Origin of the sequence: Ectopseudomonas toyotomiensis (assembly GCF_900115695.1) — a bacterium.
GTDB classification, from domain to species: domain Bacteria; phylum Pseudomonadota; class Gammaproteobacteria; order Pseudomonadales; family Pseudomonadaceae; genus Aquipseudomonas; species Aquipseudomonas toyotomiensis.
In genome coordinates this window covers 104,979-128,944 of sequence record NZ_FOXK01000014.1, presented here as the reverse complement: position 1 = coordinate 128,944, position 23,966 = coordinate 104,979, and the positions used below count along the sequence as shown (strand labels likewise).

At 65.5% G+C, this 23,966-nt stretch carries 19 protein-coding genes; 6 read left to right on the top strand and 13 right to left on the bottom strand.

The genetic code is table 11. The annotated features are described in order from the left end of the window. The 5 genes from BM186_RS27040 to BM186_RS23920 are packed head-to-tail and all read left to right on the top strand — an operon-like array spanning position 1 to position 10,716. Positions 1-3,867 (top strand): PAS domain S-box protein, encoded by a 3,867-nt coding sequence (locus BM186_RS27040; RefSeq protein ID WP_074918862.1) that lies wholly within the window; start codon positions 1-3, stop codon positions 3,865-3,867. Next, on the top strand, positions 3,864-5,786 hold the full coding sequence (locus BM186_RS23935; RefSeq protein ID WP_074918860.1) for an ATP-binding protein: 1,923 nt from the start codon (positions 3,864-3,866) through the stop codon (positions 5,784-5,786). Before BM186_RS27040 ends, BM186_RS23935 begins: the two co-directional genes overlap by 4 nt. Beyond that, entirely contained in the window at positions 5,783-8,680 is a 2,898-nt protein-coding gene (locus tag BM186_RS23930; RefSeq protein WP_074918858.1) for a CHASE domain-containing protein, read from the top strand. Before BM186_RS23935 ends, BM186_RS23930 begins: the two co-directional genes overlap by 4 nt. Continuing rightward, positions 8,673-9,059: a response regulator gene (locus BM186_RS23925; RefSeq protein ID WP_021490645.1), complete on the top strand. Its 387-nt coding sequence runs from the start codon at positions 8,673-8,675 to the stop codon at positions 9,057-9,059. Before BM186_RS23930 ends, BM186_RS23925 begins: the two co-directional genes overlap by 8 nt. After that, positions 9,052-10,716: a diguanylate cyclase gene (locus BM186_RS23920; protein ID WP_074918856.1), complete on the top strand. Its 1,665-nt coding sequence runs from the start codon at positions 9,052-9,054 to the stop codon at positions 10,714-10,716. Before BM186_RS23925 ends, BM186_RS23920 begins: the two co-directional genes overlap by 8 nt. An 85-nt stretch (positions 10,717-10,801) precedes the next feature. Here BM186_RS23920 and cysW read toward each other — a convergent pair whose 3' ends face one another. The 10 genes from cysW to BM186_RS23870 form a co-directional block, all read right to left on the bottom strand. After that, positions 10,802-11,629: a sulfate ABC transporter permease subunit CysW gene (gene cysW, locus BM186_RS23915; RefSeq protein ID WP_072426234.1), complete on the bottom strand. Its 828-nt coding sequence runs from the start codon at positions 11,627-11,629 to the stop codon at positions 10,802-10,804. Beyond that, positions 11,626-12,465, bottom strand: a complete 840-nt coding sequence (gene cysT, locus BM186_RS23910) for a sulfate ABC transporter permease subunit CysT (RefSeq protein WP_021490648.1) — start codon at positions 12,463-12,465, stop codon at positions 11,626-11,628. Before cysT ends, cysW begins: the two co-directional genes overlap by 4 nt. An 80-nt stretch (positions 12,466-12,545) precedes the next feature. Beyond that, on the bottom strand, positions 12,546-13,562 hold the full coding sequence (gene cysP, locus BM186_RS23905; protein WP_074918854.1) for a thiosulfate ABC transporter substrate-binding protein CysP: 1,017 nt from the start codon (positions 13,560-13,562) through the stop codon (positions 12,546-12,548). A 229-nt stretch (positions 13,563-13,791) separates the two neighbouring features. Then, positions 13,792-14,007: a TOBE domain-containing protein gene (locus BM186_RS23900; protein ID WP_003242436.1), complete on the bottom strand. Its 216-nt coding sequence runs from the start codon at positions 14,005-14,007 to the stop codon at positions 13,792-13,794. Between the two features lie 87 nt (positions 14,008-14,094). After that, complete coding sequence (ssuB, locus tag BM186_RS23895) at positions 14,095-14,895, bottom strand: aliphatic sulfonates ABC transporter ATP-binding protein (protein WP_074918852.1); 801 nt, start codon at positions 14,893-14,895, stop codon at positions 14,095-14,097. Next, the gene (gene ssuC / locus BM186_RS23890; RefSeq protein ID WP_074918850.1) at positions 14,892-15,686 is read right to left on the bottom strand and encodes an aliphatic sulfonate ABC transporter permease SsuC; all 795 of its coding nucleotides are present in this window, start codon (positions 15,684-15,686) and stop codon (positions 14,892-14,894) included. Before ssuC ends, ssuB begins: the two co-directional genes overlap by 4 nt. 185 nt (positions 15,687-15,871) lie before the next feature. Further along, positions 15,872-17,020 (bottom strand): FMNH2-dependent alkanesulfonate monooxygenase, encoded by a 1,149-nt coding sequence (ssuD, locus tag BM186_RS23885; RefSeq protein WP_074918848.1) that lies wholly within the window; start codon positions 17,018-17,020, stop codon positions 15,872-15,874. 58 nt (positions 17,021-17,078) lie between these two features. After that, on the bottom strand, positions 17,079-18,044 hold the full coding sequence (locus BM186_RS23880; protein ID WP_074918846.1) for a sulfonate ABC transporter substrate-binding protein: 966 nt from the start codon (positions 18,042-18,044) through the stop codon (positions 17,079-17,081). A gap of 103 nt (positions 18,045-18,147) precedes the next feature. Beyond that, complete coding sequence (ssuE, locus tag BM186_RS23875) at positions 18,148-18,741, bottom strand: NADPH-dependent FMN reductase (RefSeq protein WP_074918844.1); 594 nt, start codon at positions 18,739-18,741, stop codon at positions 18,148-18,150. Between the two features lie 9 nt (positions 18,742-18,750). Beyond that, complete coding sequence (locus BM186_RS23870; protein ID WP_074918842.1) at positions 18,751-19,389, bottom strand: peroxiredoxin; 639 nt, start codon at positions 19,387-19,389, stop codon at positions 18,751-18,753. Positions 19,390-19,506: 117 nt separating this feature from the next. On the opposite strand from BM186_RS23870, the gene BM186_RS23865 reads away from it, so the two are divergent. Next, entirely contained in the window at positions 19,507-19,962 is a 456-nt protein-coding gene (locus BM186_RS23865; RefSeq protein ID WP_074918839.1) for a GNAT family N-acetyltransferase, read from the top strand. On the opposite strand, the gene BM186_RS23860 is transcribed toward BM186_RS23865, so the two are convergent. The 3 genes from BM186_RS23860 to kdpC are packed head-to-tail and all read right to left on the bottom strand — an operon-like array spanning position 19,959 to position 23,870. Beyond that, positions 19,959-20,651 carry a response regulator gene (locus BM186_RS23860; RefSeq protein WP_074918837.1) on the bottom strand — a complete coding sequence of 231 codons (693 nt, stop codon included), beginning with the start codon at positions 20,649-20,651 and terminating at the stop codon, positions 19,959-19,961. The genes BM186_RS23865 and BM186_RS23860 overlap by 4 nt on opposite strands. Beyond that, on the bottom strand, positions 20,651-23,302 hold the full coding sequence (locus BM186_RS23855) for a sensor histidine kinase (protein ID WP_074918835.1): 2,652 nt from the start codon (positions 23,300-23,302) through the stop codon (positions 20,651-20,653). The genes BM186_RS23860 and BM186_RS23855 overlap by 1 nt, the downstream gene beginning before the upstream one ends. 10 nt (positions 23,303-23,312) lie before the next feature. Further along, on the bottom strand, positions 23,313-23,870 hold the full coding sequence (gene kdpC / locus BM186_RS23850) for a potassium-transporting ATPase subunit KdpC (RefSeq protein ID WP_074918833.1): 558 nt from the start codon (positions 23,868-23,870) through the stop codon (positions 23,313-23,315). Positions 23,871-23,966: the final 96 nt, after the last annotated feature.

Sequence of the window (23,966 nt, the reverse complement as noted above, 5' to 3'; positions counted from 1 at the left end):
ATGGGTAAACCGAGGCTGGGTAATCGCTGGTTCGGTCAATTCAACGCCAGTGGCCGGGACGCCGGCCGCTGGATAGTCATCGGTGGCAGCCTGTGCCTGGCGCTGTTCTTCGCCTTTCTCGGGCGCCAGGCGCTGAACGAGCGCGAAGCGCTCTGGCAACTGCAGATCAGCAAACAGGCAGACATCCAGCGCATGGCCCTGAACAGCACCCAGCATGGGCTGCAGGAACGCACGCAACTGCTGGCGGAAGCCATCGCTGCCGACGCCTGGGTGACAGAGTTGGTGCGCCAGGCTCACGCCCTGCCGGCGAGCGATCTACAAAGCCTGGCCAGCATCCGCAGCCAGCTCTACACCCGCCTGGCGCCGCGCTGGCGCAGCCTGCAAGCGCACCAGCCGTTTCGGCTGTACGTGCACCTGGCGCCAGACGTGAAGGTGCTGCTGCGCGTGCACGAACCCGAGCACTTTGGCGATCTGCAGATTGGCTGGCGCCCGATGGTGCTGGAAGCGCTGCGCAGCGCCAGGAGCCAGGCCGGTCTGGGCCTGACCCGCGGCAGCGTCGGCATGCGCGCCATCGCCCCGTTGCTGGCCGAAGGCAACAACGGGCCCCAACAGGTCGGCGCCATCGAAGTGGCCATGGGCGTGCTCGAGGATCTCGCCCAACTGGACCGTGAGTTCGACAGCGGTGTGGCCCTGCTGCTGCGCGAAGACCTGCTGCTGAGTTCGGACAGCGGCGAAGAACTTCGCGGCCTGGCCGGCGATGCCCAGCGCTGGCAGTTGATGGATCATTCGCGGCCCCAGGTCCTGGCCTGGCAACAGCAACAGCGACTGCCCGCCCCGAGCGAGGGCGATAGCGTGCGCCTGCTGGACGATGGCGAACGCCATTATCTGGTCAATCAGGTGGCACTGAGCAGCTACCGGCAACGTCACGACCCCAGCGCAGCGCCTCTGGCGGTCGCACTGATCTGGCACGACGTCAGCGATCAGTTCAACCTGCACCGCAGCGACAAGCGCTGGCTGGTGATCAAATGGCTGCTCGCCTGGTGCGGCGCCGAGGCCCTGCTGCTGGTTCTGCTACGCAGCACCCGGCGCAGCACGCAGCGCCTGATGCAGCGCCAGCAGGCGGCGCTGCGTGCGCTCAACGAAATCGCCGCGCTGCCCAACCTGAGCCGCACCGAGCAACTGCGCCAGGCGCTGCGCCTGGGCGCGGAACATTTCGGCATGCCGCTGGGCATCATCAGCCGTATCGAAGGCGAGCAGTACCAGGTGCTGGTGCAGGTATCTCCCGACGGCGCCCTCGCCGACGGCCAGCAGTTCGAACTGGGTGACACCTATTGCAGCCTGGCCTTGCAGCAGAACGATGTACTGGCCATCCCCCATATGGCCAACTCGCCGCACAGGCGCCACCCCTGTTATCGCCAATTCGCCCTGGAAAGCTATATCGGCACCGCCGTGCGCGTGGGCGGCAAGCCTTTCGGTACCCTGGCCTTCGCCAACCCCGAGCGACGCAGGCAACCATTCGATGACGCCGACCGTGACTTCCTCGGCTTGTTCGCCCGCTGGGTTGGCGCCATTCTGGAACGCCAGCAGCAGGAACGCGCCGTGCGCGCGGCACGCGCCTATCTGCAAGCGGTGCTGGACTCGGCCACCGGGGTATCGATCATCGCCACCGATACCAGCGGCACCATCAGCCTGTTCAATTCCGGCGCCGAACGCCTGCTAGGATTCAGCGCCGAGGAGATGATCGGACACCAGACTCCGGCGATGTTTCATCTCGCGGACGAAATCCAGACCCGCGCCGCCGAGCTGAGCGAGACGGCAGGTCAGCCTATTCAAGGCTTCGAAGTCTTCGTACACAACGCCCGCGGCGGCGACCCGGAAACCCGCCAGTGGACCTACCGCCACAAGGACGGCAGCCTGCGCCAGGTCAACCTCACGGTCAGCGCCATGTTCGACGAGAACGGGCAGATCACCGGTTTTCTCGGCATCGCCAGCGATATCAGCGAGTTGCAACAGGCCACCCGCGCCTTGCAGAAGAGCGAGAGCCGCTTCCGCGGCCTGGTGGCCAACCTGCCTGGCGTGGTGTATCGCTGCGCCAACGACGCCGACTGGAGCATGCGCTATGTCAGCGATGAAATTGCCAACCTCAGCGGCTATCCAGCCAGCGACTTCATCGACAACCAGGTGCGCAGCTTTTCCAGCATCGTGCACCCCGACGACCTGGCCATCACCTACCGCGCCGGCGAAGCTATCGAACGCCAGGAAAGCTTCGAGCTCACCTACCGCCTGCGCCATGCCGATGGCCATAACGTCTGGGTGCGCGAGAAGGGCCGTGGCGAATACGACAGCCACGGCAGGCTGCTGTGGATCGACGGCTTCATCTGGGACATCAGCGAGCGCCAGGCCATGGAGGACGAACTGCGCCTGAGCCAGCAACGTTTTCTCAATGCCTTCAATACCGCACCACAGGGCATGGCCCTGGTCGGCCCCGACGGCCGCTGGCTGGAGGCCAACGACGAGCTGTGCCGCATGCTCGGCTACGAACGCGAGGAGCTGCTGGCCTGCACCTACCAGCAGGTCACCCATCCGGACGATCTCGATGCCGATCGGCAGAACGTCGCCGATCTGCTGGCCGGGCGGATCAACGCCTATCAGATGGAGAAACGCTACCTGGACAAGCAGGGACGCACGCTCTGGGTACTGCTCAGCGTGTCGCTGGTGCGTGACGGCGAGGGGCGGCCCGTGCATTTCGTCTCGCAGATCCAGGACTTCAGCGACCGCGTCGCTGCCGAGCGCGCGGTGCGTGAGCGCGAGCACTACCTGCGCACCCTGCTCGACAACGTGGTCGACGCCATCGTCACCATCGATGAGCAGGGCCGTATCGAGACCTTCAACCATGCGGCCGAAGCGATATTCGGCTACAGGCAAAGCGAAGTGGCCGGGCGCAACGTCAGCATGCTGATGCCCTCCCCCTACCGCGATGCCCATGACGGCTACATCCAACGCTACCTGCGCACCGGCGAAGCATGGGTAGTGGGCAAGGTCCGCGAGCTGGAGGGCCTGCGCCAGAGCGGCGAGCGCTTCGCCATGGAGTTGGCGGTGTCGCAGATCAGCCACCAGGGGCAGCGCCGCTTTATCGCGGTGATCCGCGACATCGCCGAGCGCAAGCGCACCGAACAGATGAAGAACGAATTCGTATCCACCGTCAGCCACGAGCTGCGCACCCCGCTCACCGCCATCGCCGGTTCGCTCGGCCTGATCAACGGCGGCGCCCTCGGCACCGTACCGGAGAGCATGCGCCAGATGCTGAGCATCGCCCATAGCAACAGCCAGCGTCTCAGCGCCCTGATCAACGACCTGCTGGACATGGATAAACTGGTGGCCGGCAAGATGCATTTCGACCTGCAGGCACGTACACTGCAGCCACTGCTGGAACAGGCGCTGCTGCACAACCAGCCCTATGCCGAGCAGCACCAGGTGGCGTTGCGCCTGCAGGTCGAGGGCGATGCCCAGGTGCGGGTCGACGCCCAGCGCCTGGCCCAGGTAATGGCCAACCTGCTGTCCAACGCCGCCAAGTTCTCGCCAGTGGGCGCCAGCGTCGAGGTGCGTCTGCAGCATTGCGGCGAGGTCCTGCGCGTCAGCGTGTCGGACAGCGGTCCCGGCATACCGGAAGCCTTCAAACCGCGCATCTTCAGCAAGTTCTCCCAGGCCGACTCCGGTGACACCCGGCAACAGGGCGGCACCGGGCTCGGGCTGGCCATCTGCAAGGAAATCATCGAACGCATGGGCGGCCATATCGGCTTCGACTCGTCCCCAGGCCAAGGTGCTACCTTCTGGTTCGAACTACCGATCACAGGGAACGCGTCATGAGCCAAGCCCCGATCCCCGCCAACGAGCAGGAACGCCTGGCCGCCCTGCACGCTCTGGAACTACTCGACAGCCCGGCCGAAGCGATGTTCGACCACATCACCGCGCTGGCAGCGCAGATCTGCGACACCCCTATCGCCCTGATTTCGCTGGTCGATGCCCAGCGCCAGTGGTTCAAGAGCCGGGTTGGCCTGGATGCCGAGCAAACCGCACGCGAGCTGGCCTTCTGCGCCCATGCGGTGGCTGCCGACGCGCCACTGGAAGTGGACAATGCCCTGGATGACGCCCGTTTTCGCGACAACCCGCTGGTCACTTCCGACCCGCACATCCGCTTCTACGCCGGCATGCCGCTGCACGACGGCCGGGGCCTGGCGCTCGGCACCCTGTGCGTGATCGACCGCCAGCCGCGCCACCTCGACAACCACCAACGCGCTCAGTTGCAGCACCTGGCACAACTGACCGCCGAGTTGTTCGAGCTGCGCCTGCAGGCGCGTCGCCAGGCCGAACAGAGCGCCATGCACCAGGCCATGCTGGACAACGCCGGCAGCGCAGTGCTGGTGCTTGACCCACAGGGCCGTGTACTGCGCAGCAACCACGAAGCGCAGCAGCTACTGGGCTATTCGCCCGCTGAGCTGGAGAACAAGTACCTGCCGCAGCTGCTGCTCGAGCCAGGCCAGTACGAGCGCCTGTGCATTGCCTGCAGCAGCGGGCCGCAGAGCACCGAGGGGCAGCTGCGCGCACGCAACGGACAGCACCTGCCGGTGCGCCTGAATCTCTCGCCGATCCGCGCTGAAGGCCAGCCGCTCCAAGGCTACCTGCTGGTGGCCAACGATCTCAGCCAGCGCGAAGAGGCACGCCTGCGCCTGCAGCGCATCGCCGCACAGCTGCCGGGCATGGTCTACCAGTATCTGCTGCGCGCCGATGGCAGCAGTTGCTTCCCCTATGCCAGCGCCGGTATCCGCGACGTTTACGGCTGCACGCCTGAAGAAGTCAGCGAGGATGCCGGCCCACTCCTCGCCCGCCTGCATCCGGATGACGCGCCACAGGTGCACGCCGCCATCGCCCGCTCGGCAGCAAACCTGAGCACCTGGCATCAGGAATACCGTGTCCTGCATCCGCTGCACGGTCCGCTCTGGGTCGAGGGGCGTGCCGCACCGCAGCGCCTGCCTGGCGGCGAAACGCTCTGGCACGGCTTCATCAGCGATATCAGCGAACGCAAGCGCGGCGAGCAATTGCAGAACGAGTTCGTCTCCACCGTCAGCCATGAACTGCGCACGCCGCTGACCGCCATCGCCGGCTCACTCGGCCTGATCAACGGCGGCGCCCTGGGCGCAGTGCCGGAGCAGATGCAGCAGATGCTGGAAATCGCCCAGAGCAACAGCCAGCGCCTGCGCAAGCTGATCGACGACCTGCTGGACATCGACAAGCTGGTCGCCGGCAAGATGCGCTTCGATCTGCAGCCGCTGGCCCTGCGCCCGCTGCTGGAGCAGGCGCTGCGCAGCAACCAGCCCTATGCCGAACACCACCGGGTGCAACTGCTGCTAATGCCGGGCATCGACTGCCAGGTAAGCGCCGATGCCCAGCGCCTGGAGCAGGTGCTGGCTAACCTGCTGGCCAATGCCGCCAAGTTTTCCGCCGCCGGACAGAGCGTGGAGCTGGCAGCCGTGCCCACGGACGGCTGGGTACGCATCAGCGTACGTGACCAGGGCCAGGGCATCGCGTCGGACTTCAAGCCACGCATCTTCAGCAAATTTGCCCAGGCCGATGCCGGCGACACCCGCCGCCAGGGCGGCACAGGCCTGGGCCTGGCGATCAGCAAGGAGATCATCGAACACATGGGTGGACGTATCGGCTTCGACTCCGTGGAGGGACAAGGCAGCACCTTCTGGCTGGATCTGCCGCAAGTCGGGGTGCAGCCATGAGCGACAACATCACGCTGCGCCTGCAACTGCTCGGGCAGCTGTTCAGCCGCAACAATCTGCTGGCCTGGGGCGTGCTGGCACTGGCGCTCGGCACGACGCTGCTGGCCTGGGACAGCTTGCGCCAGAGTCAGAGCGCGTCCGCCTCACGCCAGCTCGGGCTCCTTGCCGACGAAATCAGCGAGGCCATCATCCAGCGCATGCATAACCAGGAAAGCATCCTGCTCGGCGCCGCCGCCCTGCTCGATGCCAGCGAAGCGGTCAGTCGCGACGACTGGCGCACCTACGCACGTCGTCTGAACCTGGAAGAACGCTACCCGGGCATCCAGGGCCTGGGGTTCAGCCAGGTATTGCCCACCGAAAAGCTGCACGCCTTCGAAACCGAGATGCGTGCCGAGGGCTACCCCAACTTCCGCGTGCGCCCGCTTGGCGAGCGCACGCAGTACAGCGCCATCCGCTATATCGAGCCTTTCGCCGGACGCAACCTGGCCGCATTCGGCTTCGACATGCTGTCCGAACCCGTGCGCCAGGCCGCCATGCTCAGCGCCGCACGCAGCGGCCAGAGCCGTCTCTCCGGCCGCGTCACGCTGGTGCAGGAAACCCACGGCAAGGTCCAACCGGGACTGTTGCTGTACACCCCGGTGTACCGGAACGACCAACCGCTGGACACTCCCGAGCAGCGCCTGGCCGCGCTGCGCGGCTTTGCCTACAGCCCCTACCGCGCGCACGACCTGATGCACGGCATCCTCGGTGCACGCCAACGCGACCTGGAGTTCGAGCTCTACGCCGGCCCCGATATGGCCGCCGCCGACCTGCTTTACAGCAGCGCTGACAACGCCATCGATACGCCTGCCGACACCCAACGAGAGCTGGAACTGTTCGGCCAGCGCTGGTACCTGAATTTTCACTACGCCCCAGGTTTTCTCGACGCCGCCCACCGCGGCGAGGGCTCACTGCTGGCGTTGGGCGTCTGCATCAGCCTGTTGCTGTTCTTTCTGATCAGCAGCCTGAGCCTGCGCCGCGAGCAGATACAACAGCTGGCCGAGCGCATCACCGAACAGCTGCACCGCAGCGAAGAGCGCCTTGCACTGGCGCTCAAGGGCGGCAATGACGGTTGGTGGGACATCGACGTCAAGGCCGGCAGCTTCTTCGCCTCGGCCCACGGCTGGCAGATGCTCGGCTATCCGGAGCAGGGCCCGCCGGGTTTTGCCGATGACCCCTGGGCCTGGGAAAACCTGGTGCACCCGGACGATCTGCCCGCAACGCGCGCCCGTCTGAAACAGGCGCTGTCCGCAGGCGCCAGCAACTTCACCATCGACTGTCGCCTGCTACGTGTCGACGGCAGCGAATTGCCGGTGCTGCTGCGCGGTTACATCCAGCGTGACGACAAAGGCTACCCGCTGCGCATCACCGGCACCACCATGGACCAGAGCGAGGCCAAGCGTATCGAGCGCCTCAAGAGCGAGTTCGTCTCCACCGTCAGCCACGAGTTGCGCACCCCGCTGACCGCCATCGCCGGCTCCCTGGGACTGATCAATGGCGGCGCACTGGGCACGGTACCGGAAAGCATGCGCACCATGCTGGGCATCGCCCAGGCCAACAGCCAGCGCCTTAGCCACCTGATCAACGATCTGCTGGACATGGACAAGCTGGAGGCCGGCAAGATGCAGTTCGACCTGCAACCCTACACGCTTGCCGCCCAGCTCCAGGAAGCACTGGACAGCAACCAGGCCTATGCCGACCGCCACCAGGTCAAGCTGCGCCTGCTCGACTGCGTGCCGGCCCGCGTACGGGTCGACGCCATGCGTCTGCAACAGGTGCTGGCCAACTTCATCTCCAACGCCGTGAAGTACTCACCGCCCGGCGCCGAGGTGTGTCTGCGCGCCGAAGGCCGTGGCGCGCGCGTGCGCGTCGAGGTCAGCGACCAGGGCCCAGGTATCGCCGCCGAATTTCGCCAGCGCATCTTCAGCAAGTTCTCCCAGGCCGACGCCAGTGACAGCCGCAGCAAGGGCGGCACCGGCCTGGGCCTGGCGATCAGCAAGGAGCTGATCGAACGCATGGGCGGGCATATCGGCTTCGACTCGGTAGAGGGCCAGGGCGCCTGCTTCTGGTTCGAGCTGCCCACGCTGGCCGAAGCCGCCCTGCCCGCGACCAGCGACGGCCGGCGCAGCCTGCTGGTGGTCGAGGACGAACCGGACATCGCCAACCTGCTGCGCCAGTTGCTGGAAAACGCCGGTTATCGCGTGCGTCTGGCTCACAGCCTGGATGAAGCACGCGCCCGCCTGCGCGAGGAAATACCCGCCGCCATCAGCCTCGACCTGCGCCTGCCGGACGGTGACGGCATGCAACTGGTACAAGAACTGCGCGCCGACGCGCGCTATCGCGAGCTGCCGATTCTGGTGGTATCGGCCGCCTGCGAAGAAGGCCGCCTGGCCCTCGATGGGGTGCCCGCGCTGGACTGGCTGAGCAAGCCGATCGACCCACAGCGCCTGCTCGGCAGCCTCGCCCAGGCCCTGCAGCACTTGCCGCAGAGTCCACGCGTGCTACACGTGGAGGACGATCACGATCTGCGTCTGGTGGTCGCTGAACAGGGCCGTGAGCTGGCCGAATTCGTTCCTGCCGACAGCCTCGCCGAAGCGCGTCGCCTGCTCGCCGAGCAGCCTTTCGATCTGGTTCTGCTTGATCTCGGCCTGCCCGACGGCAACGGCCTGGAGCTGCTCGACGAACTGCAGAACCAGCGGCCGGGACTACCGGTGGCCGTGCTCTCGGCCAGCGAGATGGATGGCCATGAATTGGCTGGGGTGAGCGCGGCACTGGCCAAATCGCGCAATGATGGACAACACTTCCTGCACATGCTCAACCGCCTGTTACCCGCCAAGGAGACCCGCCATGACTGAGCTCAAGCGCATCCTTCACGTCGAGGACGACCCCTCGATCCAGGCCGTGGCCAAGGTCGCTCTGGAAGCCGTCGGCGGCTTCCAGGTGCTGAGCTGCGCCAGCGGCCAGGAAGCGCTCGATCAGGTACAAGGCTTCGCGCCCGACTTCATCCTGCTCGACGTGATGATGCCCGGCATGGACGGCCCGCAAACGCTGGAGAGGCTGCGCGAACTGGTGGATATCGGTGAGGTGCCGGTAGCCTTCATGACGGCCAAGGTCCAGCCCGGCGAAGTGGCCCATTACCGCAGTCTGGGCGCGCTCGACGTGATCGTGAAACCCTTCGATCCCATGCAACTCGCCGCCCAGATCCGGCAGATCTGGAGCCAACGCCATGGATAAACACGACGGCAACGCCATTCCTCAGACTTTGCAAGAGCGCCTGCAGCAGCTCGGCCAGCAATTCGCCGAACGCCTGCGCCAGGAGCTGCCGCAACTGACGCAACAGGGCGAACAATTGCTCGAGGCCGGCGACGAGCAGCGCAGGCATCTGTTGCAGGCGCTACGCGACCAGTTGCATCGCCTGGCCGGCAGTGCCGGCACCTTCGGTTTCGAACAGCTCGGCCAGCAAGCCCGGGAGCTGGAACAACAGGCCGAACGCTGGCTGGAACACCAGCAACGTCTGCAGCACGAACTCGGCGAATTCATCGTGGCGCTGCAACGCCTGGGCAACCAGACCTCCAGCAACGAGGCACCCGGCGCAGTGCAGCAGCAGATACCACAGGCGCTACGTGGAGACACCGAGTCCCGGCTCATCTATATCCTCGAGGATGAAATAGCCGTAGGCGAAAACATGCGCCTGACGCTGAACAACTTCGGCTATCAGGCCGAGCACTTCAACTCCATCGCCGGTCTCGATGCGGCCCTGGAGCAGCAGATACCGGACGCGCTGATCGTCGACGTCAACCTGGCCAACGAAGACTGCAGCGGCCTGGACTACGCTGCACGCTTGCAGCAGCGCCTTGAGGTGCCCCTGCCGCTGCTGGTGCTGACCCACCAGGATGACTTCGCCACCCAGTTGCAGGCAGTGCGGGCCGGGGCATTGGGTTTCTTCGCCAAACCGGTGGACATTCCGCAACTGGAAAGCCGCCTGGAACGCTGCTTCGCCCAGCAAAGCGGCGAGCCCTACCGGGTGCTGATCGTCGACGACGACCGCGATCTGGCCAGCCGCTACAGCCTGGTGCTGCGCGATGCCGGCATGCTGGTGGAATTTCTTCAGGACCCGGCGCAGATCTTCGAGCACCTGCGCGACTTCAATCCCGAGGTGGTGCTGCTCGACGTCAACATGCCGGACTGCACTGGCCCTGAGCTGGCGCAGATCATCCGCTGCAACGACGACTGGCTGCGCATCCCGATCATCTACCTGTCGGCGGAAACCGATATCGGCAAGCAGATGAATGCGCTGATCAAGGCCGGCGACGACTTCGTCACCAAACCGATTTCCGACAACGCCCTGGTCGCCACCGTGTTCTCCCGCGCTCAGCGCGCCCGTCTGCTGTCCAATGCCCTGGCGCGCGACAGCCTCACCGGCCTGCTCAAGCATGGCGATATCAAGGAGCAGGTGGCGATCGAACTGGAGCGCGCGCTACGCAGCGGCGACCGCGCCAGTGTGGTGATGCTGGATATCGATCACTTCAAACGGGTCAACGACGAACATGGTCACGCCGCCGGCGACAACGTCATCCGCGCCCTGGCCAACCTGCTGCGCCAGCGCTTGCGTCGGGTCGACAGTCTGGGGCGCTATGGCGGCGAGGAGTTTCTCGCGGTGCTGCCGGACTGCACCCCGCAACAGGCCAAGCAGATCGTCGACGAGATTCGCGAACGCTTCGCCGAGTTGCGCTTCATCGCCGATGGCGGCGAATTCTCCTGCACCCTGAGTGCCGGTATCGCCGGCACCGATGTGCACAGTGAAGCCGAGCAACTGCGCGAGCGCGCCGACAAGGCGCTGTATGCGGCCAAGCATGGTGGTCGCAATCAGGTGCAGGTCGCAGACGACTGAACGCGACAGACATCGTAGGAGCCCGCTTGCGGACGATTAACCAGGGACGTTGAGCGCCCGCAAGCGGACTCCTACATAACGGCGATCAGGCCTCGGCGCGTTGCATCAGCTGGCGCTGACGCCACTCCATGAAGGTTTTCAGGAACAAGGTGAGCAGCGCCATGCATGCCAGTAGACCAGCGGCGGTGAAGGCAGCCGCAGGCTTGTAGTCATTGTTGAGCTGGTCGACCAACAGCGGCAGGGTCAGGGTCTGGTTGATGATGCTGCCGGACACCACCGACACCGCGCCGAACTCACCAACCGCACGGGCGTTGGTCACCACCACGCCATACAGCAGCGCCCACTTGATCTTCGGCAGGCTGATACGGCGGAAGATCTGCCAGCCGCTGGCGCCCAGGCACATGGCGGCGGTTTCTTCGTCCTGCCCCTGGGTCTGCATCACCGGAATCAGAATGCGCGCCACATAGGGCGCGGTGACGAACACGGTGACCATGACGATGCCCGGCCAGGCGAACATCAGTTGCATGCCGTTATCGTAGAACCAGCGGCCAATGAAACTCTCCAGACCGTAGACCACCAGGTAACAGAGGCCGGCGACCACCGGTGACACCGCATAGGGAATGTCGATCAGGGTGGTCAGCAGCTTGCGTCCGCGAAAGTCGTAATGGGTCACGCACCAGGCCAGGCAGATGCCGAAGCACAGATTCAGCGGCACAGTGAGCACCGCCACCAGCAAGGTCAGGCCGATGGCGTGGAGCATGTAGTCTTCGTTCAGATTGCTCCACAGCAGGTCGAGCCCGCCGGCCAGCGCCTTGCTGAAAATCAATGCCAGCGGCACCAGCAGGATCAGCGCCACCACCAACAGACCGAGGGTTACCAGCGCCCACTGGCGCCAATCCTGAGGTTTTTTCATCGACCTTGCCGTTGCCATGCGAACAGACGCCCCTGCACAACCTGCAGGAGGAACAGAAGAGTCAGCGAGGCAAGCAGGATCACCGAAGCAATGGCCGCCGCCGCCGGGTAATTGAATTCCTGCAGACGGACGAAAATCATCAGCGAGCTGACCTCCGTCTGGTAGGGAATGTTGCCGGCGATCATGATCACCGCGCCGAACTCACCGAGGCTGCGAATGAATGCCTGCGAACCACCGGTGACCAGTGCTGGAGCCAGGGTCGGCAGGATCACCTTGCGGAAGGTCTGCACGCGGCTGGCACCAAGGGTGCGCGCGGCCTCCTCGTATTCCGAGCCGAGATCCTGCAGCACCGGCTGCACGGTACGCACCACGAAGGGAATACTGGTGAACACCATCGCCACCACGATACCGGCATAGGCGTAGGCCACCTTGAAGCCCAGCCACTGGCCGATCCAGCCGTTGGGCACCAGCAGCGCGGCGAGGGTCAGGCCGGCGACCGAGGTTGGCAGGGCGAACGGCAGGTCGACCAGCGCATCGACGATGCGCCGGCCGGGGAAGTCGTAGCGGGTGATGATCCAGGCCAGCAGCAGGCCCAGTACCAGCACCGCCAGGGTCGAGTAGAACGCCGCCGAGATGGTCACCTTGTAGGTCTGCACCACGCGCGGATCGCTGATGGCGAACCAGTACTGCGCCCAGGTCATGTCGCTGACGTACAGCAGCAGCGCCGACAGCGGCAGCAGGATCACCAGGGACAGGTACAGCACACTGACGCCGAAGCTCAGGCCGAAACCAGGCAGCAGCGGGGTCTGCAGGAAGAACAGCGTCGGTTTACTCACGAAAAAGCTCGGCTCTACAAATGCAGTTGGCCGCCAATAAGGCGGCCAACGGACCATTACGATGCTCGCGTAGGACGCGATCAGCGCCCAGTCGCAAGAAGCTGGTCGAGGATACCACCGTTGTCGAAATGCTTGGCGGTGATCTCGTCCCAGCTGCCCAGCACCTCGGTCGGGTTGATCAGGCGTACCTGAGCGAACTGCGCCTTGGTCGCCTCGACCACTTCCGGGTTGTGCACGCGATAGTTGTAGCGGGTCAGCAGCTGCTGGATGTCCTTGCTGTACTGGAAGTCGAGGAAGGCCTTGGCCTGCTCGCGGGTACCGCGCTCGTCAGCCACCTTGTCTACGATGGCTACCGGGAATTCGGCCAGCACGCTGACTTCAGGCACCACGATTTCCAGGTTGGCAGACTTGAATTCGTCACCCTTGGCGATGTTGATCACTTCCGATTCGAAGGTCAGCAGCACGTCGCCCTGGCCGTTCTGGGCGAAGGCCACGGTGGCGCCACGGCCGCCGGTGGGGAAGTTCTCGACGTTCTTCAGCAGCTTGCCGACGAAAGCCTTGACCTTCTCCTGGTCGCCATTGAACTTCTCGTTGGCGAACAGCCAGGCGCCCAGGTAGCTGTAGCGGGCGTTGCCGGAGGTCTTGGGGTTAGGGAATACCAGTTTCACGTCATCGCGAATCAGGTCATCCCAGCTCTTGATGTTCTTCGGGTTGCCTTCGCGTACCAGGAAGGCGGTGGTGCTGTAGTACGGCGAGCTGTTGTTGGGGAACTGCTCGGCCCAATCCTCGCGCAGCAGCTTGCGCTTGGCCAGGATGTCCACATCGGTCACCTGGTTGAAGGTCACCACGTCGACCTTCTTGCCCTGGATGATGTCCTGCGCCTGACGCGAGGTGCCGGCGAACGACTGGATGATCTTCACTTCCTTGCCGCTCTGCTGCTTCCAGTGCTCGACGAACAGCGGGTTGATCTCGCCGAACAGCTCGCGGGCGATGTCGTAGGAGGCATTATGGAATGGGGTATCGGCGGCGGCATGACTCAGCGAGCCAGTCAGCAGGGTGGCGCTGGCCACGGTGGCCAGAACGATCTTCTTCAGCATCTAAGGCATCCTTATCGACAGAGAAACCTGCACGCAGGCGTTTTGATGGCTCGATTCTGCAGAAAAGATATATAGCCGAAAAATATCTTTTTCTTATCTGCTTATAACGGATATCGCAGACGCTGATCGGCCGTGGGGCCGCAAGGATAAGGCATGTCGCCCGGCCAGGCGAACCGAAAGGCGCAAGGCAGCTTGCCCCGGCCATTGCGGCCGGGGCCATGCGAGAGCGTCAGAGCTTGGCGATGGACACCTCGGTGGATTTGACGAAGGCGATCACCTCGCTGCCGACCTGCAGTTCCAGCTCGCGCACGGAGCGGGTGGTGATCACCGACGTGACGATGCCGGCGGCAGTCTGCACATCGATTTCCGACAGCACGTCGCCGATGACGATCTCCTTGATGCTGCCCTTGAACTGGTTACGCACGTTGATGGCTTTGATGGTCATGGTGTTTCTCCTGATGGTCCACTGATGTAGCCCGGATGCAATCCGGGGAATTCTTGAGCCGCCCCGGATTACATCCGGGCTACGGCCTCACAGCGCCCAACGCAATTGCGTGGGCAGAGGTGATACGGGCTCCGGTGGCGTCGGCAATTCCGGCTGCGCCAGCACCCGGTCGAGCACCCGCGCTTCCAACGCAGCCAGCAGCGGCGAGCCATGCGGACGCGGGCGCAGCAGTTGCACATCGAGGTCGAGGCCGATCTGACCGTCCTCGATGAGGATTACCCGATCCGCCACGGCCACCGCCTCGGCCACGTCGTGGGTGACCAGCAGCACGGTGAAGCCATGCTGCTGCCACAGGCGTTCGATCAGCTGCTGCATCTCGATGCGGGTCAGCGCATCCAGCGCACCCAGCGGCTCGTCGAGCAGCAGCAGGCGCGGCCGATGGATCAATGCACGGGCCAACGCCACACGCTGCTTCTGCCCGCCGGAAAGGGCCGCCGGCCACTCATTGGCACGATCCGCCAGGCCGACCGCCGCCAGGGCGTCCTCGGCCTGCTTGCGCCAGTCGCCGGAAAGACCCAGGCCGACGTTGTCGATCACTCGCTTCCAAGGCAGCAGGCGTGAGTCCTGGAACATCAGGCGAATGTCTTCGCGCACGGCATTGAGCGAGCCGCTGCCGGCCAGCAGTTGACCGCCGGTGGGTTGATCCAGACCGGCCAGCAGGCGCAGCAAGGTGCTCTTGCCGCAGCCGCTGCGGCCGACCACGGCGACGAACTGGCCGGCCGGGATATGCAGGTCGATGCCCTTGAGCACTTGACGCTCACCGAAGGATTTCTCGATCTTCTCGATCGCAAGGGGCACGCCCTGGCGAATGCTGTGCAATGCGGTCATTGGCCACCTGCCTTGGTCTGATAGGCCGGATGCCAGCGCAGCCACACGCGCTCAAGACCTCTGGCTGCGACGTCGGCCAGCTTGCCGAGCACCGCATAGAGCAGGATCGCCAGCACCACCACGTCGGTCTGCAGGAACTCGCGGGCGTTCATCGCCAGGTAGCCAATGCCGGCACTGGCAGAGATGGTCTCCGCCACGATTAACGTCAGCCACATAAAGCCGAGGGCGAAACGTACGCCAACCAGGATCGACGGCAACGCGCCGGGCAGAATCACCTGACGGAACAGCGAGAAACCAGACAGGCCATAGCTGCGCGCCATCTCCACCAACGCCGGGTCGACGTTGCGGATGCCGTGGTAGGTGTTGAGGTAGATCGGGAACAGCGTGCCGAGCGCGACCAGGAACACCTTGGCCGCCTCGTCGATGCCGAACCAGAGGATCACCAGCGGGATCAGCGCCAGGTGCGGCACGTTGCGGATCATCTGCACCGAGCTGTCGAGAAAGCGCTCGCCCCATTTCGACAGGCCGGTGATAAAGCCCAGCAGCAGGCCGATACCGCCGCCGATGGCGAAGCCGATGCCGGCGCGCTGGCCGCTGATCGCCAGGTGCTGCCAGATTTCGCCGGAGGCCAGCAGCGCCCAGCCGGCGGCGAGCACCGCACTGGGCGCCGGCAGAATGCGGCTGGACAACCAGCCGCTGGCCACCGCCAGCTGCCAGGCGGCCAGCAGCCCCAGCGGCAAGGCCCAGGGCGCGGCGCGCAGGGCCAGTTTGTGAAGGGTCGTGTTGCTCATGGTTGCCTCGAAAACCTTGTGTAGCGTCTGTGTTCCCCCGGATTGCATCCGGGCTACATATGCCCTCTCCCCAACCCTCTCCCATAAATGGGAGAGGGGGCTGATCGGCGCCGCTGGTTCGTCCGGAGTCCGGTTCGGCTCCCCTCTCCCGCTTGCGGGAGAGGGGCTGGGGGAGAGGGCGCTTTTCAACTCGCCGAAGCCGCCTTCGGCAAAATATCGCTGGAGATCATTTCGCCGAACGGGCTGACATAACCGCGACTCTCCGGACGCGCAGGCGCGGCCACATCCAGGTGCGGGAACAGCAGCTCGGCGACGCGGTACGACTCCTCCAGATGCGGGTAGCCGGAGAAGATGAAGGTGTCGATGCCGAGCTCCGCGTACTCCCTGACCCGCGCCGCCACGGTCGGGCCATCGCCGACCAGGGCGGTACCGGCGCCGCCGCGCACCAGGCCGACACCGGCCCAGAGGTTCGGCGACACTTCCAGGTTGTCGGTCTTGCCGCCGTGCAAGGCGGCCATGCGCTGCTGGCCGACCGAGTCGAAGCGCGCCAGCGAGGCCTGGGCGCGGTCGATGGTGTCCTGATCCAGGTGGCTGATCAGGCGATCCGCCGCAGCCCAGGCCTCCTCATTGGTCTCGCGCACGATCACGTGCAGGCGAATGCCGAAGCGCACTTCACGGCCCTGCGCAGCAGCCTTCGCGCGCACCTGAGCGATCTTCTCGGCCACAGCAGCAGGCGGCTCGCCCCAGGTCAGGTACAACTCGACCTGCTCGGCGGCCAGATCCTGCGCCGCATCGGATGAACCACCGAAATACAACGGCGGACGCGGCTGCTGGATCGGCGGGTAGAGCAGCTTGGCGCCCTTCACCTGGATGTGCTTGCCGTCGTAGTCGACAGTTTCGCCTTCCAGCACACGGCGCCAGATACGGGTGAATTCGACGGACGCCTCGTAGCGTTCGGCATGGGATAGATGCAGGCCATCGCCGGCCAGCTCGTCCGGGTCGCCGCCGGTCACCAGGTTGAACAGCGCACGGCCGTTGGACAGGCGATCCAGGGTCGCCGCCTGGCGCGCGGCCACGGTCGGCGAAATGATCCCCGGACGCAGCGCGACCAGGAACTTCAGGTTTTGCGTGACCGGGATCAGCGAAGCGGCCACCAGCCAGGAATCCTCGCAGGAACGTCCTGTTGGAATCAGCACGCCGCCGAAACCGAGGCGATCAGCCGCCTGGGCAATCTGCGCCAGGTAGCCGTGGTCGACGGCGCGCGCACCTTCAGCGGTGCCCAGGTACTTGCCATCGCCATGGGTAGGCAGGAACCAGAAGATATTGAGGCTCATGGAGTTGTCTCCTTGCAGGAAATCGTCGGCATGGCCCGGACACATCCGGGCCTGGGAACTACTGGGCCTGGGCCACCTTGGCCGGCGGTGTCCAGATCACATCCTTGATGGTCAGCTGCTTGGGGATCAGCTTCAGCTCGGTAAAGGTGTCGGCGATCTTCTGCTGCGCCGCGACCACCTCCGGGCTGATGAACTGCGCGCCGTAACCCTGGCGCTCGACGGCCTGACGGGTGATCTCCGGGGACAGGCCGATCAGCGGCGCGACCTGACTGGTGGCTTCGTCGAGGTTGCCCTTGACCCACTCACCAACACCGCGAATTTCCTCGACCAGCGTGCCGATCACCTGCGGGTGCTGCTCGGCATAGGTGCGGGTTGCCAGGTAGAACTGGTGGTTGTCGACCAGGCCAGTGCCATCACGCAGGGTGCGGGCCTGCAGTTGTTTCTCGGCGGCGGACTGGAACGGATCCCAGATCACCCAGGCATCGACGCTGCCTCGCTCGAAAGCGGCGCGGGCATCGGCCGGCGGCAGGTAGACCGGGGTGATGTCGCCGTACTTGAGGCCAGCATCTTCCAGCGCGCGCACCAGCAGGTAGTGGACGTTGGAACCCTTGTTCAGGACGACCTTCTTGCCTTTGAGCTCGGCCACCGATTTGATCGGCGAGTCTTTCGGCACGAGGATCGCCTCACCACTTGGCGCTGGCGGCTCATGGGCAACGTAGAGCAGGTCGGCGCCAGCCGCCTGAGCGAAGACCGGCGGAGTTTCCCCGGTAACGCCGAAGTCCACGGAGCCGACGTTGAGGCCTTCGAGCAACTGCGGGCCGCCCGGGAACTCCGTCCACTTGACCTCCACGCCCTGCTCGGCCAGGCGTTTTTCCAGGGTGCCCTTGGCCTTCAGCAGTACCAGGGTGCCGTATTTCTGATAACCGATACGCAATGTCTCGGCTTGAGCGTGAGTGATGGCGCCGAAAGAAATGGCCGCGGCAAACAGGGCGACCAGGCTTCGACGCAAAGTAATGGTGCGCATGGCGCTCTCCCTTTGCGGTGATGTCTTGGTTGGCTACCTGCTTGCCCGTTGGCGGGCGAGTAAGGCGGGGTATTACGGGGCTTACAGTCGGGCAAAGCCCGTGTCAGATACTCCAGCGGGCGTTCACCAGCCGGTCATTGAGCAGGTTCGGGTCGATCGGCCTCGGCCGTCGCGCCAGGGCTGCGCCCAGTTGTTCCAGTGCCTCGTCGAGGCGTTCGCGCAGCTCGTCGTCAATCTGCGCGGGTCTGTCCCCTTCCGGGTAGGCGATCTGCTTGTCCACGGCGAACACGCCGGAGAGCATTTCCTGCGCCTTCAGCGCGGCCAGCACCGGCTTGAGGGCGTAGTCCACCGCCAGCAGGTGCGCCGGGCTGCCACCACTGGCCAGGGGCAGCACTACCTTGTGCGCCAGGGCACGCTCGGGCAGCAGGTCCAGCAGCACCTTCAGCGCGCCGGTGAACGATGCCTTGTACACCGGCGTGCCGACCACCAGGCCATCGGCGCTGGCCACCACGGCCTGCAGCTGGCGGACAGCCGGGCTGTCGAAGCGCGCATGCAACAGATCCTCGGCGGCAAAATCACGCACCCGCAGCAGGCTCACTTCCACCTGCTGCGCCTCCAGGCGCTGGCGTACGTAATCCAGCAGCAGCTCGGTGCGCGAACGCGCCGCAGGGCTGCCGGAGAGCAATACGACATGCATGCTCGATCCTTACTTGTTGGGCTGTGGCGTCAGACGCAGATAGGGCTTCACGGCGCGGTAGCCCTTGGGGAAGCGCTGGGCGATCTCGGTTTCATCCTTCAGCGACGGCACGATCACCACCTCTTCACCGTCCTGCCAGTTGGCCGGGGTGGCGACCTTGTAGTTGTCGGTCAGTTGCAGCGAGTCGACCACGCGCAGGATCTCGTGGAAGTTGCGCCCGGTGCTGGCCGGATAGGTGATGGTCAGGCGCACCTTCTTGTTCGGGTCGATGACGAACAGCGAACGCACGGTCAGGGTGTCGTTGGCGTTGGGGTGGATCAGGTCGTAGAGGTCGGACACCTTGCGGTCGGCATCAGCGATGATCGGGAAGTTGACCGCGGTGTTCTGCGTCTCGTTGATGTCGTCGATCCACTTGATGTGCGAATCCACCGGGTCGACCGACAGGGCGATGGCCTTGACGCCACGCTTGGCGAACTCATCCTTGAGCTTGGCGGTGAAGCCCAGTTCGGTGGTGCACACCGGCGTGAAGTCAGCCGGGTGGGAGAAGAGGATGCCCCAGCTGTCGCCCAGCCACTCGTGGAATCGAATGCGGCCTTCGCTGGAATCCTGTTCGAAGTCAGGGGCGATGTCGCCCAGACGGATGGTCATGATCGTGCTCCTTGGCAGTAGCTTGCGTGGCGCTCACTATGCTCAGGAACCAATCGAAATAAAAAGAATAAATAATGATTTATTTATAACCAAAAAGCTATTCGAGGAAGGTTCGTCATGTCCACCCCAAGCCTGCACAAGGTTCCCAGCGAACAGGTACCGATGGCGCTGCTGCTGGAGGCCGACCCCAGCCCCAGCGTCATCGCCCGCTATCTGCAGGAGGGTCATTGCGTGGTCGCATGCCTGGACGACGCGATCATCGGCGTCTACGTGATCAAGGCCATGACCGCCGCTGCCTGGGAACTGATGAACATCGCCGTGGCGCCCGAACACCAGGGTCAGGGTATCGGCGCCCTGCTGCTACGTCACGCCATCGACCAGGCCCGGCAGCTCGGGGCGCAGCGCCTGGAGCTGGGCACCGGCACATTCGGTCACCAGCTGACCTTCTACCAGCGCGCCGGTTTTCGCGTGGTGGCGGTTGAGCCGGATTATTTCCCGCAGCACTACCCCGAGCCGCTGTTCGAGAACGGCCTGCAGCATCGAGATCGTTTGCGCCTAGCCTTGGTACTTTAGGCGGGCTCGCGCAGGCGATAACCCACACCGGCCTCGGTGATCAGGTAACGCGGCGCGGCCGGGTCGTCGCCGAGCTTCTGCCGCAGGTGGCCGACCACCACACGCAGGTAATGGCTGTCGCTAACATGGCTTGGCCCCCAGATATCACGCAGCAGTTGCTGCTGGGTCACCACCCGGCCGAGGTGCTGGGCGAGCAGCGCCAGCACCGCGTATTCCTTGGGTGTCAGGGCGATCTCGGCGCCGTCGAGGCTGACCCGGCGATAGGCCAGGTCGATGTTCAGCGCGCCACAGGCGATGCTCGCCGGCAGTGCTTCGCGCCCCTGGCCCTGGCGCAGCAGCACGCGCACGCGGGCGAGAAATTCCTGGATGCCGAAGGGTTTGGTCACGTAGTCGTTGGCGCCGCCGTCCAGCGCCAGTACCTTCTCGCCCTCGCTGGCACGCACCGAGAGCACCAGCACCGGCACCTGGCTCCATTCGCGCAGGCCGCGCAGCACCTGCTGGCCGTCGAGATCGGGCAGGCCGAGGTCGAGCACCACCACATCCGGATTGTGCAGCGCCGCCTGGGCCAGGCCTTCTTCGCCATTCGCCGCCTCCAGCACCCGGTAGCCCTGGGCACTGAGGGCGATACGCAGGAACTTGCGAATCTGCGCTTCGTCGTCGATCAGCAGAATGCTCGGCCCCTGGCTCATCAGTCTTCCTCGGCGGCTTGCGGTTGCGTGGTCAGCGGCAGGTGCAGGATCAGGCTGGCGCCACGGCCATCGAGGCCCTCGCCCACCGTGACGCGACCACCATGGGCGCCGACCATGCCCTGGCAGATCGCCAGGCCCAGGCCGGTGCCCTGGCCACCGCGATCACCCCGTGCTGCGGTATAGAACATGTCGAAGATCTTCGCCCGTTCCGCCTCGGGAATGCCAGGGCCCTGGTCGGCGACGACGAAGCGCAGCTCCTGTTCGTCGTACTCCAGCGCCACGCACAGACGCCCGCCAGGCGGTGAGAAGCGCGCAGCGTTCTCCAGCACGTTGACCAGCGCCTGCTCGATCAGCGCCGCATGCACGTGCAGCAGCGGCGGCTGTGGTGGCAGCACGCACTGGACCTGCAGCGGCGCGAGCACCGCGCGCAGGCGTTGCAGGGCGCTGGCGACGATGTCGCTGGGTGCCACCCAGTCGCGCGCCAGCTTGAGCCCGCCGTGGCCGAGGCGGGTCATGTCGAGCAGGTTCTGGATATAGCGGTCGAGGCGCTCGGCCTCGTCGCGGGTGCCTTCGAGCAGTTCACGACGATCAGCCAGGGGGATCGCCTCGCCCAACGCCAGCAGGCTGTCGATGGAACCGCGCATGGCGGTCAGTGGCGTGCGCAGGTCGTGCGAGACCGAGGCCAGCAGCGCGCTACGCAGCTCCTCGGTCTGCCCGTGCAGGCGCGCCGCCTCCAGCTCCTCGGCCAATTGCGCACGGGCCAGGGCCTGCGCCAGCGGCTGGCCCAGGGCGGCGACCAGGCGTCGGCGCCCGTCCGCCAGCGGCGCGCCGTCGACGCGCTGCAGGCCAATCAACAGTAGCGGCCCCTCCTCGCCGCACAGCGGCCACCACCACCAGCGGCTGCTGGGCAGGGTGTCGGTGCCAAGTCCCGCTGGCTGCTCGTGCTGCCAGGCCCAGTCGGCGGCGGCACGCTCAGCATCGGGCAACTCGGCCTGCAGACCACCCTCATGCTGCCACTGACCATCCGCCGAGCGCGACAACAGGGTCAGCTGCATCTCGGCCCAGCCGCCCAGTTGTTGCTCAGCAACGGCCAGCACGGCCTGGCGGTCGGCAGCGACGGTGAGCTTGCGCGACAGCTCCAGCAGCGCGGTGGTTTCGCCCTGCGCCTGACGCAGCGCCTGCACCTGGCGCCGCTGGCGGCTGGCCAGGTTGCCGGTCAGCCCGGCCATGAGCAGGAAGAACAGCAGGGTCAGCACGTCCTCCTGACGCTGGATTTGCATGGTCAGGGTCGGCGGAATGAACAGGAAGTTGTAGGCCAGGAACGACAGTCCCGAGCAGGCCAGCGCCGGTCCCAGGCTGCTGCGCACCGCCACCAGCAGCACAGCGGCGAGAAACACCAGGGAGATGTTCGGCAACTCCAGCACCCGCGCCAGGCCGAGGGAGATCAGCGTGGCGCAGGCAGTCGCCAGTGCGGCCAGCAGGTAGTCGCGCCAGCGCGGGGCGATGCGCGCACGGCGGCCAGCCCGTGGCTGATCAGCCGCCGCATCCAGCACGCTCACTTCCAGCCCGGCACCGGCGGCCAACAGACGTTCGCCGAGGCCACGCCCGAACCAGCGCCGACGTAGGCGTCGCGTGCTGCTGCCGACCAGGATCAGGCTGGCGCGGCGCTCGCGGGCATGGTCGAGCAGCGTGCGCGCCACCGAGTCGCCGTGCAGCGTCACCACCTCGCCACCGAGGCGCTCGGCCAGGCGCAGCGCGGTTTGCAGGCGGCCGCGCTGGTCCTCGTCCATGGCCTGGCGGCCGTCCACGTGCACCACCGACCAGGGCAGATGACGCCGCTCGGCGACCCGACAGGCGTGACGCACCAGGCGCTCGGCCTCGCCATCGCCATCAACGCCAACCAGCAGGCGCCCGAGCACGCTGGGCGCGGCTTGGCCGAGCTGACGGTAACGCTGGTCGAGGTCGGCATCGACCCGCGCGGCGGCTGTCTGCATGGCCAACTCGCGCAGCGCAGTCAGGTTGGTCGGCGAGAAAAAGGCGTCGATGGCCGCACGCGCCTGCTCGGGCATGTACACCTTGCCATCGCGCAGGCGTTCGAGCAGCTCGCGCGGCGGCAGGTCGACCAGCTGGATCTCGTCGGCCTCCTGCAGCACCCAATCGGGCACGGTTTCGCGCACCTGCACACCGGTGATATCGCGGACGCGGTCGTTGAGGCTTTCCAGGTGCTGGACGTTGACCGTGGTGTAGACGTCAATGCCGGCTGCAAGCAGCTCCTGCACGTCCTGCCAGCGTTTGGCGTGGCGGCTGCCGGGGGCGTTGCTGTGCGCCAGCTCATCGACCAGCGCCAGCTTGGGCGGGTCGGCGAGCAGACCGTCGAGGTCCATCTCGCTGAGTTCAAGACCGCGATACGGCAGGCGCAGCGGTGGCTGCTGTGGCAGCCCCAGCAGCAGCGCCTCGGTCTCGCTGCGGCCGTGGCTTTCCACCACCCCGGCGCGCAGCAACACGCCCTGGCGCAGTTGCGCATGGGCGGCCTGGAGCATGGCGTAGGTCTTGCCCACGCCCGGCGCCGCGCCGAGAAACACCTTGAGCCGGCCACGGCCTTCGCGGGGCAGGTCGGCGAGCAGCGCTTCGGCGCGCAGGCTGTCGTTCATCGAACACTCGTCACTGGGAAGAAGTGGATGGATTGTCGACCAGCGCCAGGTTCAGAGCCAGCACATTGACCACAGCCGGGCCGAACAGCGGGCGCTCGGTGTGCGCTTCGACCAGGCGCAGCAGCTCGGCTTCGGCCATGCCTCGGGCCTGGGCGATACGCGGCACCTGCCAGGTGGCGGCCTCAGGTGACAGGTGCGGATCGAGGCCGCTGCCCGAGGCAGTGACCAGTTGCATCGGCACTGGCGTGTCACCGGCAAGGCCGGCGCTGGCCTGCTCGATGCGGGCAAACAGCTTCGGATTGCCGGCCGACAGGTTGCTGGCGCCGCTGGCCACGGTGGCGTAGCTACCTGCCGAGGGGCGCGGCTGGAACCATTGATCGCCGTCGAAGGACTGGGCGATCAGGCGGCTGCCGCGTACCTGGCCGGCGTCGTCGCGCACCAGGCTGCCAGCGGCCTGATCGGGAAAAGCCAGGTGCGCCACGCCGGTGACGGTCAAGGGATAGGCAACCCCGACCAGCAAGGTCATGAAAGCCAGTGTGGTGATGGCGGGACGAAAATGTTCGAGCATGATGAATCTCCGATATCGATTCGTTGCTTGTGTAGGAGCGAATTCATTCGCGATTGTCTTGGCATCGTGCCCGGCCATTTCGCGGATGAATCCGCT

Excerpts from the sequence above, each read along its gene's own strand:
- BM186_RS27040 (WP_074918862.1), top strand. The coding sequence starts at position 1 with ATGGGTAAACCGAGGCTGGGTAATCGCTGGTTCGGTCAATTCAACGCC.
- BM186_RS23935 (WP_074918860.1), top strand. The coding sequence starts at position 3,864 with ATGAGCCAAGCCCCGATCCCCGCCAACGAGCAGGAACGCCTGGCCGCC.
- BM186_RS23930 (WP_074918858.1), top strand. The coding sequence starts at position 5,783 with ATGAGCGACAACATCACGCTGCGCCTGCAACTGCTCGGGCAGCTGTTC.
- BM186_RS23925 (WP_021490645.1), top strand. The coding sequence starts at position 8,673 with ATGACTGAGCTCAAGCGCATCCTTCACGTCGAGGACGACCCCTCGATC.
- BM186_RS23920 (WP_074918856.1), top strand. The coding sequence starts at position 9,052 with ATGGATAAACACGACGGCAACGCCATTCCTCAGACTTTGCAAGAGCGC.
- cysW (WP_072426234.1), bottom strand. The coding sequence starts at position 11,629 with ATGAAAAAACCTCAGGATTGGCGCCAGTGGGCGCTGGTAACCCTCGGT.
- cysP (WP_074918854.1), bottom strand. The coding sequence starts at position 13,562 with ATGCTGAAGAAGATCGTTCTGGCCACCGTGGCCAGCGCCACCCTGCTG.
- BM186_RS23900 (WP_003242436.1), bottom strand. The coding sequence starts at position 14,007 with ATGACCATCAAAGCCATCAACGTGCGTAACCAGTTCAAGGGCAGCATC.
- ssuB (WP_074918852.1), bottom strand. The coding sequence starts at position 14,895 with ATGACCGCATTGCACAGCATTCGCCAGGGCGTGCCCCTTGCGATCGAG.
- ssuC (WP_074918850.1), bottom strand. The coding sequence starts at position 15,686 with ATGAGCAACACGACCCTTCACAAACTGGCCCTGCGCGCCGCGCCCTGG.
- ssuD (WP_074918848.1), bottom strand. The coding sequence starts at position 17,020 with ATGAGCCTCAATATCTTCTGGTTCCTGCCTACCCATGGCGATGGCAAG.
- BM186_RS23880 (WP_074918846.1), bottom strand. The coding sequence starts at position 18,044 with ATGCGCACCATTACTTTGCGTCGAAGCCTGGTCGCCCTGTTTGCCGCG.
- ssuE (WP_074918844.1), bottom strand. The coding sequence starts at position 18,741 with ATGCATGTCGTATTGCTCTCCGGCAGCCCTGCGGCGCGTTCGCGCACC.
- BM186_RS23870 (WP_074918842.1), bottom strand. The coding sequence starts at position 19,389 with ATGACCATCCGTCTGGGCGACATCGCCCCTGACTTCGAACAGGATTCC.
- BM186_RS23865 (WP_074918839.1), top strand. The coding sequence starts at position 19,507 with ATGTCCACCCCAAGCCTGCACAAGGTTCCCAGCGAACAGGTACCGATG.
- BM186_RS23860 (WP_074918837.1), bottom strand. The coding sequence starts at position 20,651 with ATGAGCCAGGGGCCGAGCATTCTGCTGATCGACGACGAAGCGCAGATT.
- BM186_RS23855 (WP_074918835.1), bottom strand. The coding sequence starts at position 23,302 with ATGAACGACAGCCTGCGCGCCGAAGCGCTGCTCGCCGACCTGCCCCGC.
- kdpC (WP_074918833.1), bottom strand. The coding sequence starts at position 23,870 with ATGCTCGAACATTTTCGTCCCGCCATCACCACACTGGCTTTCATGACC.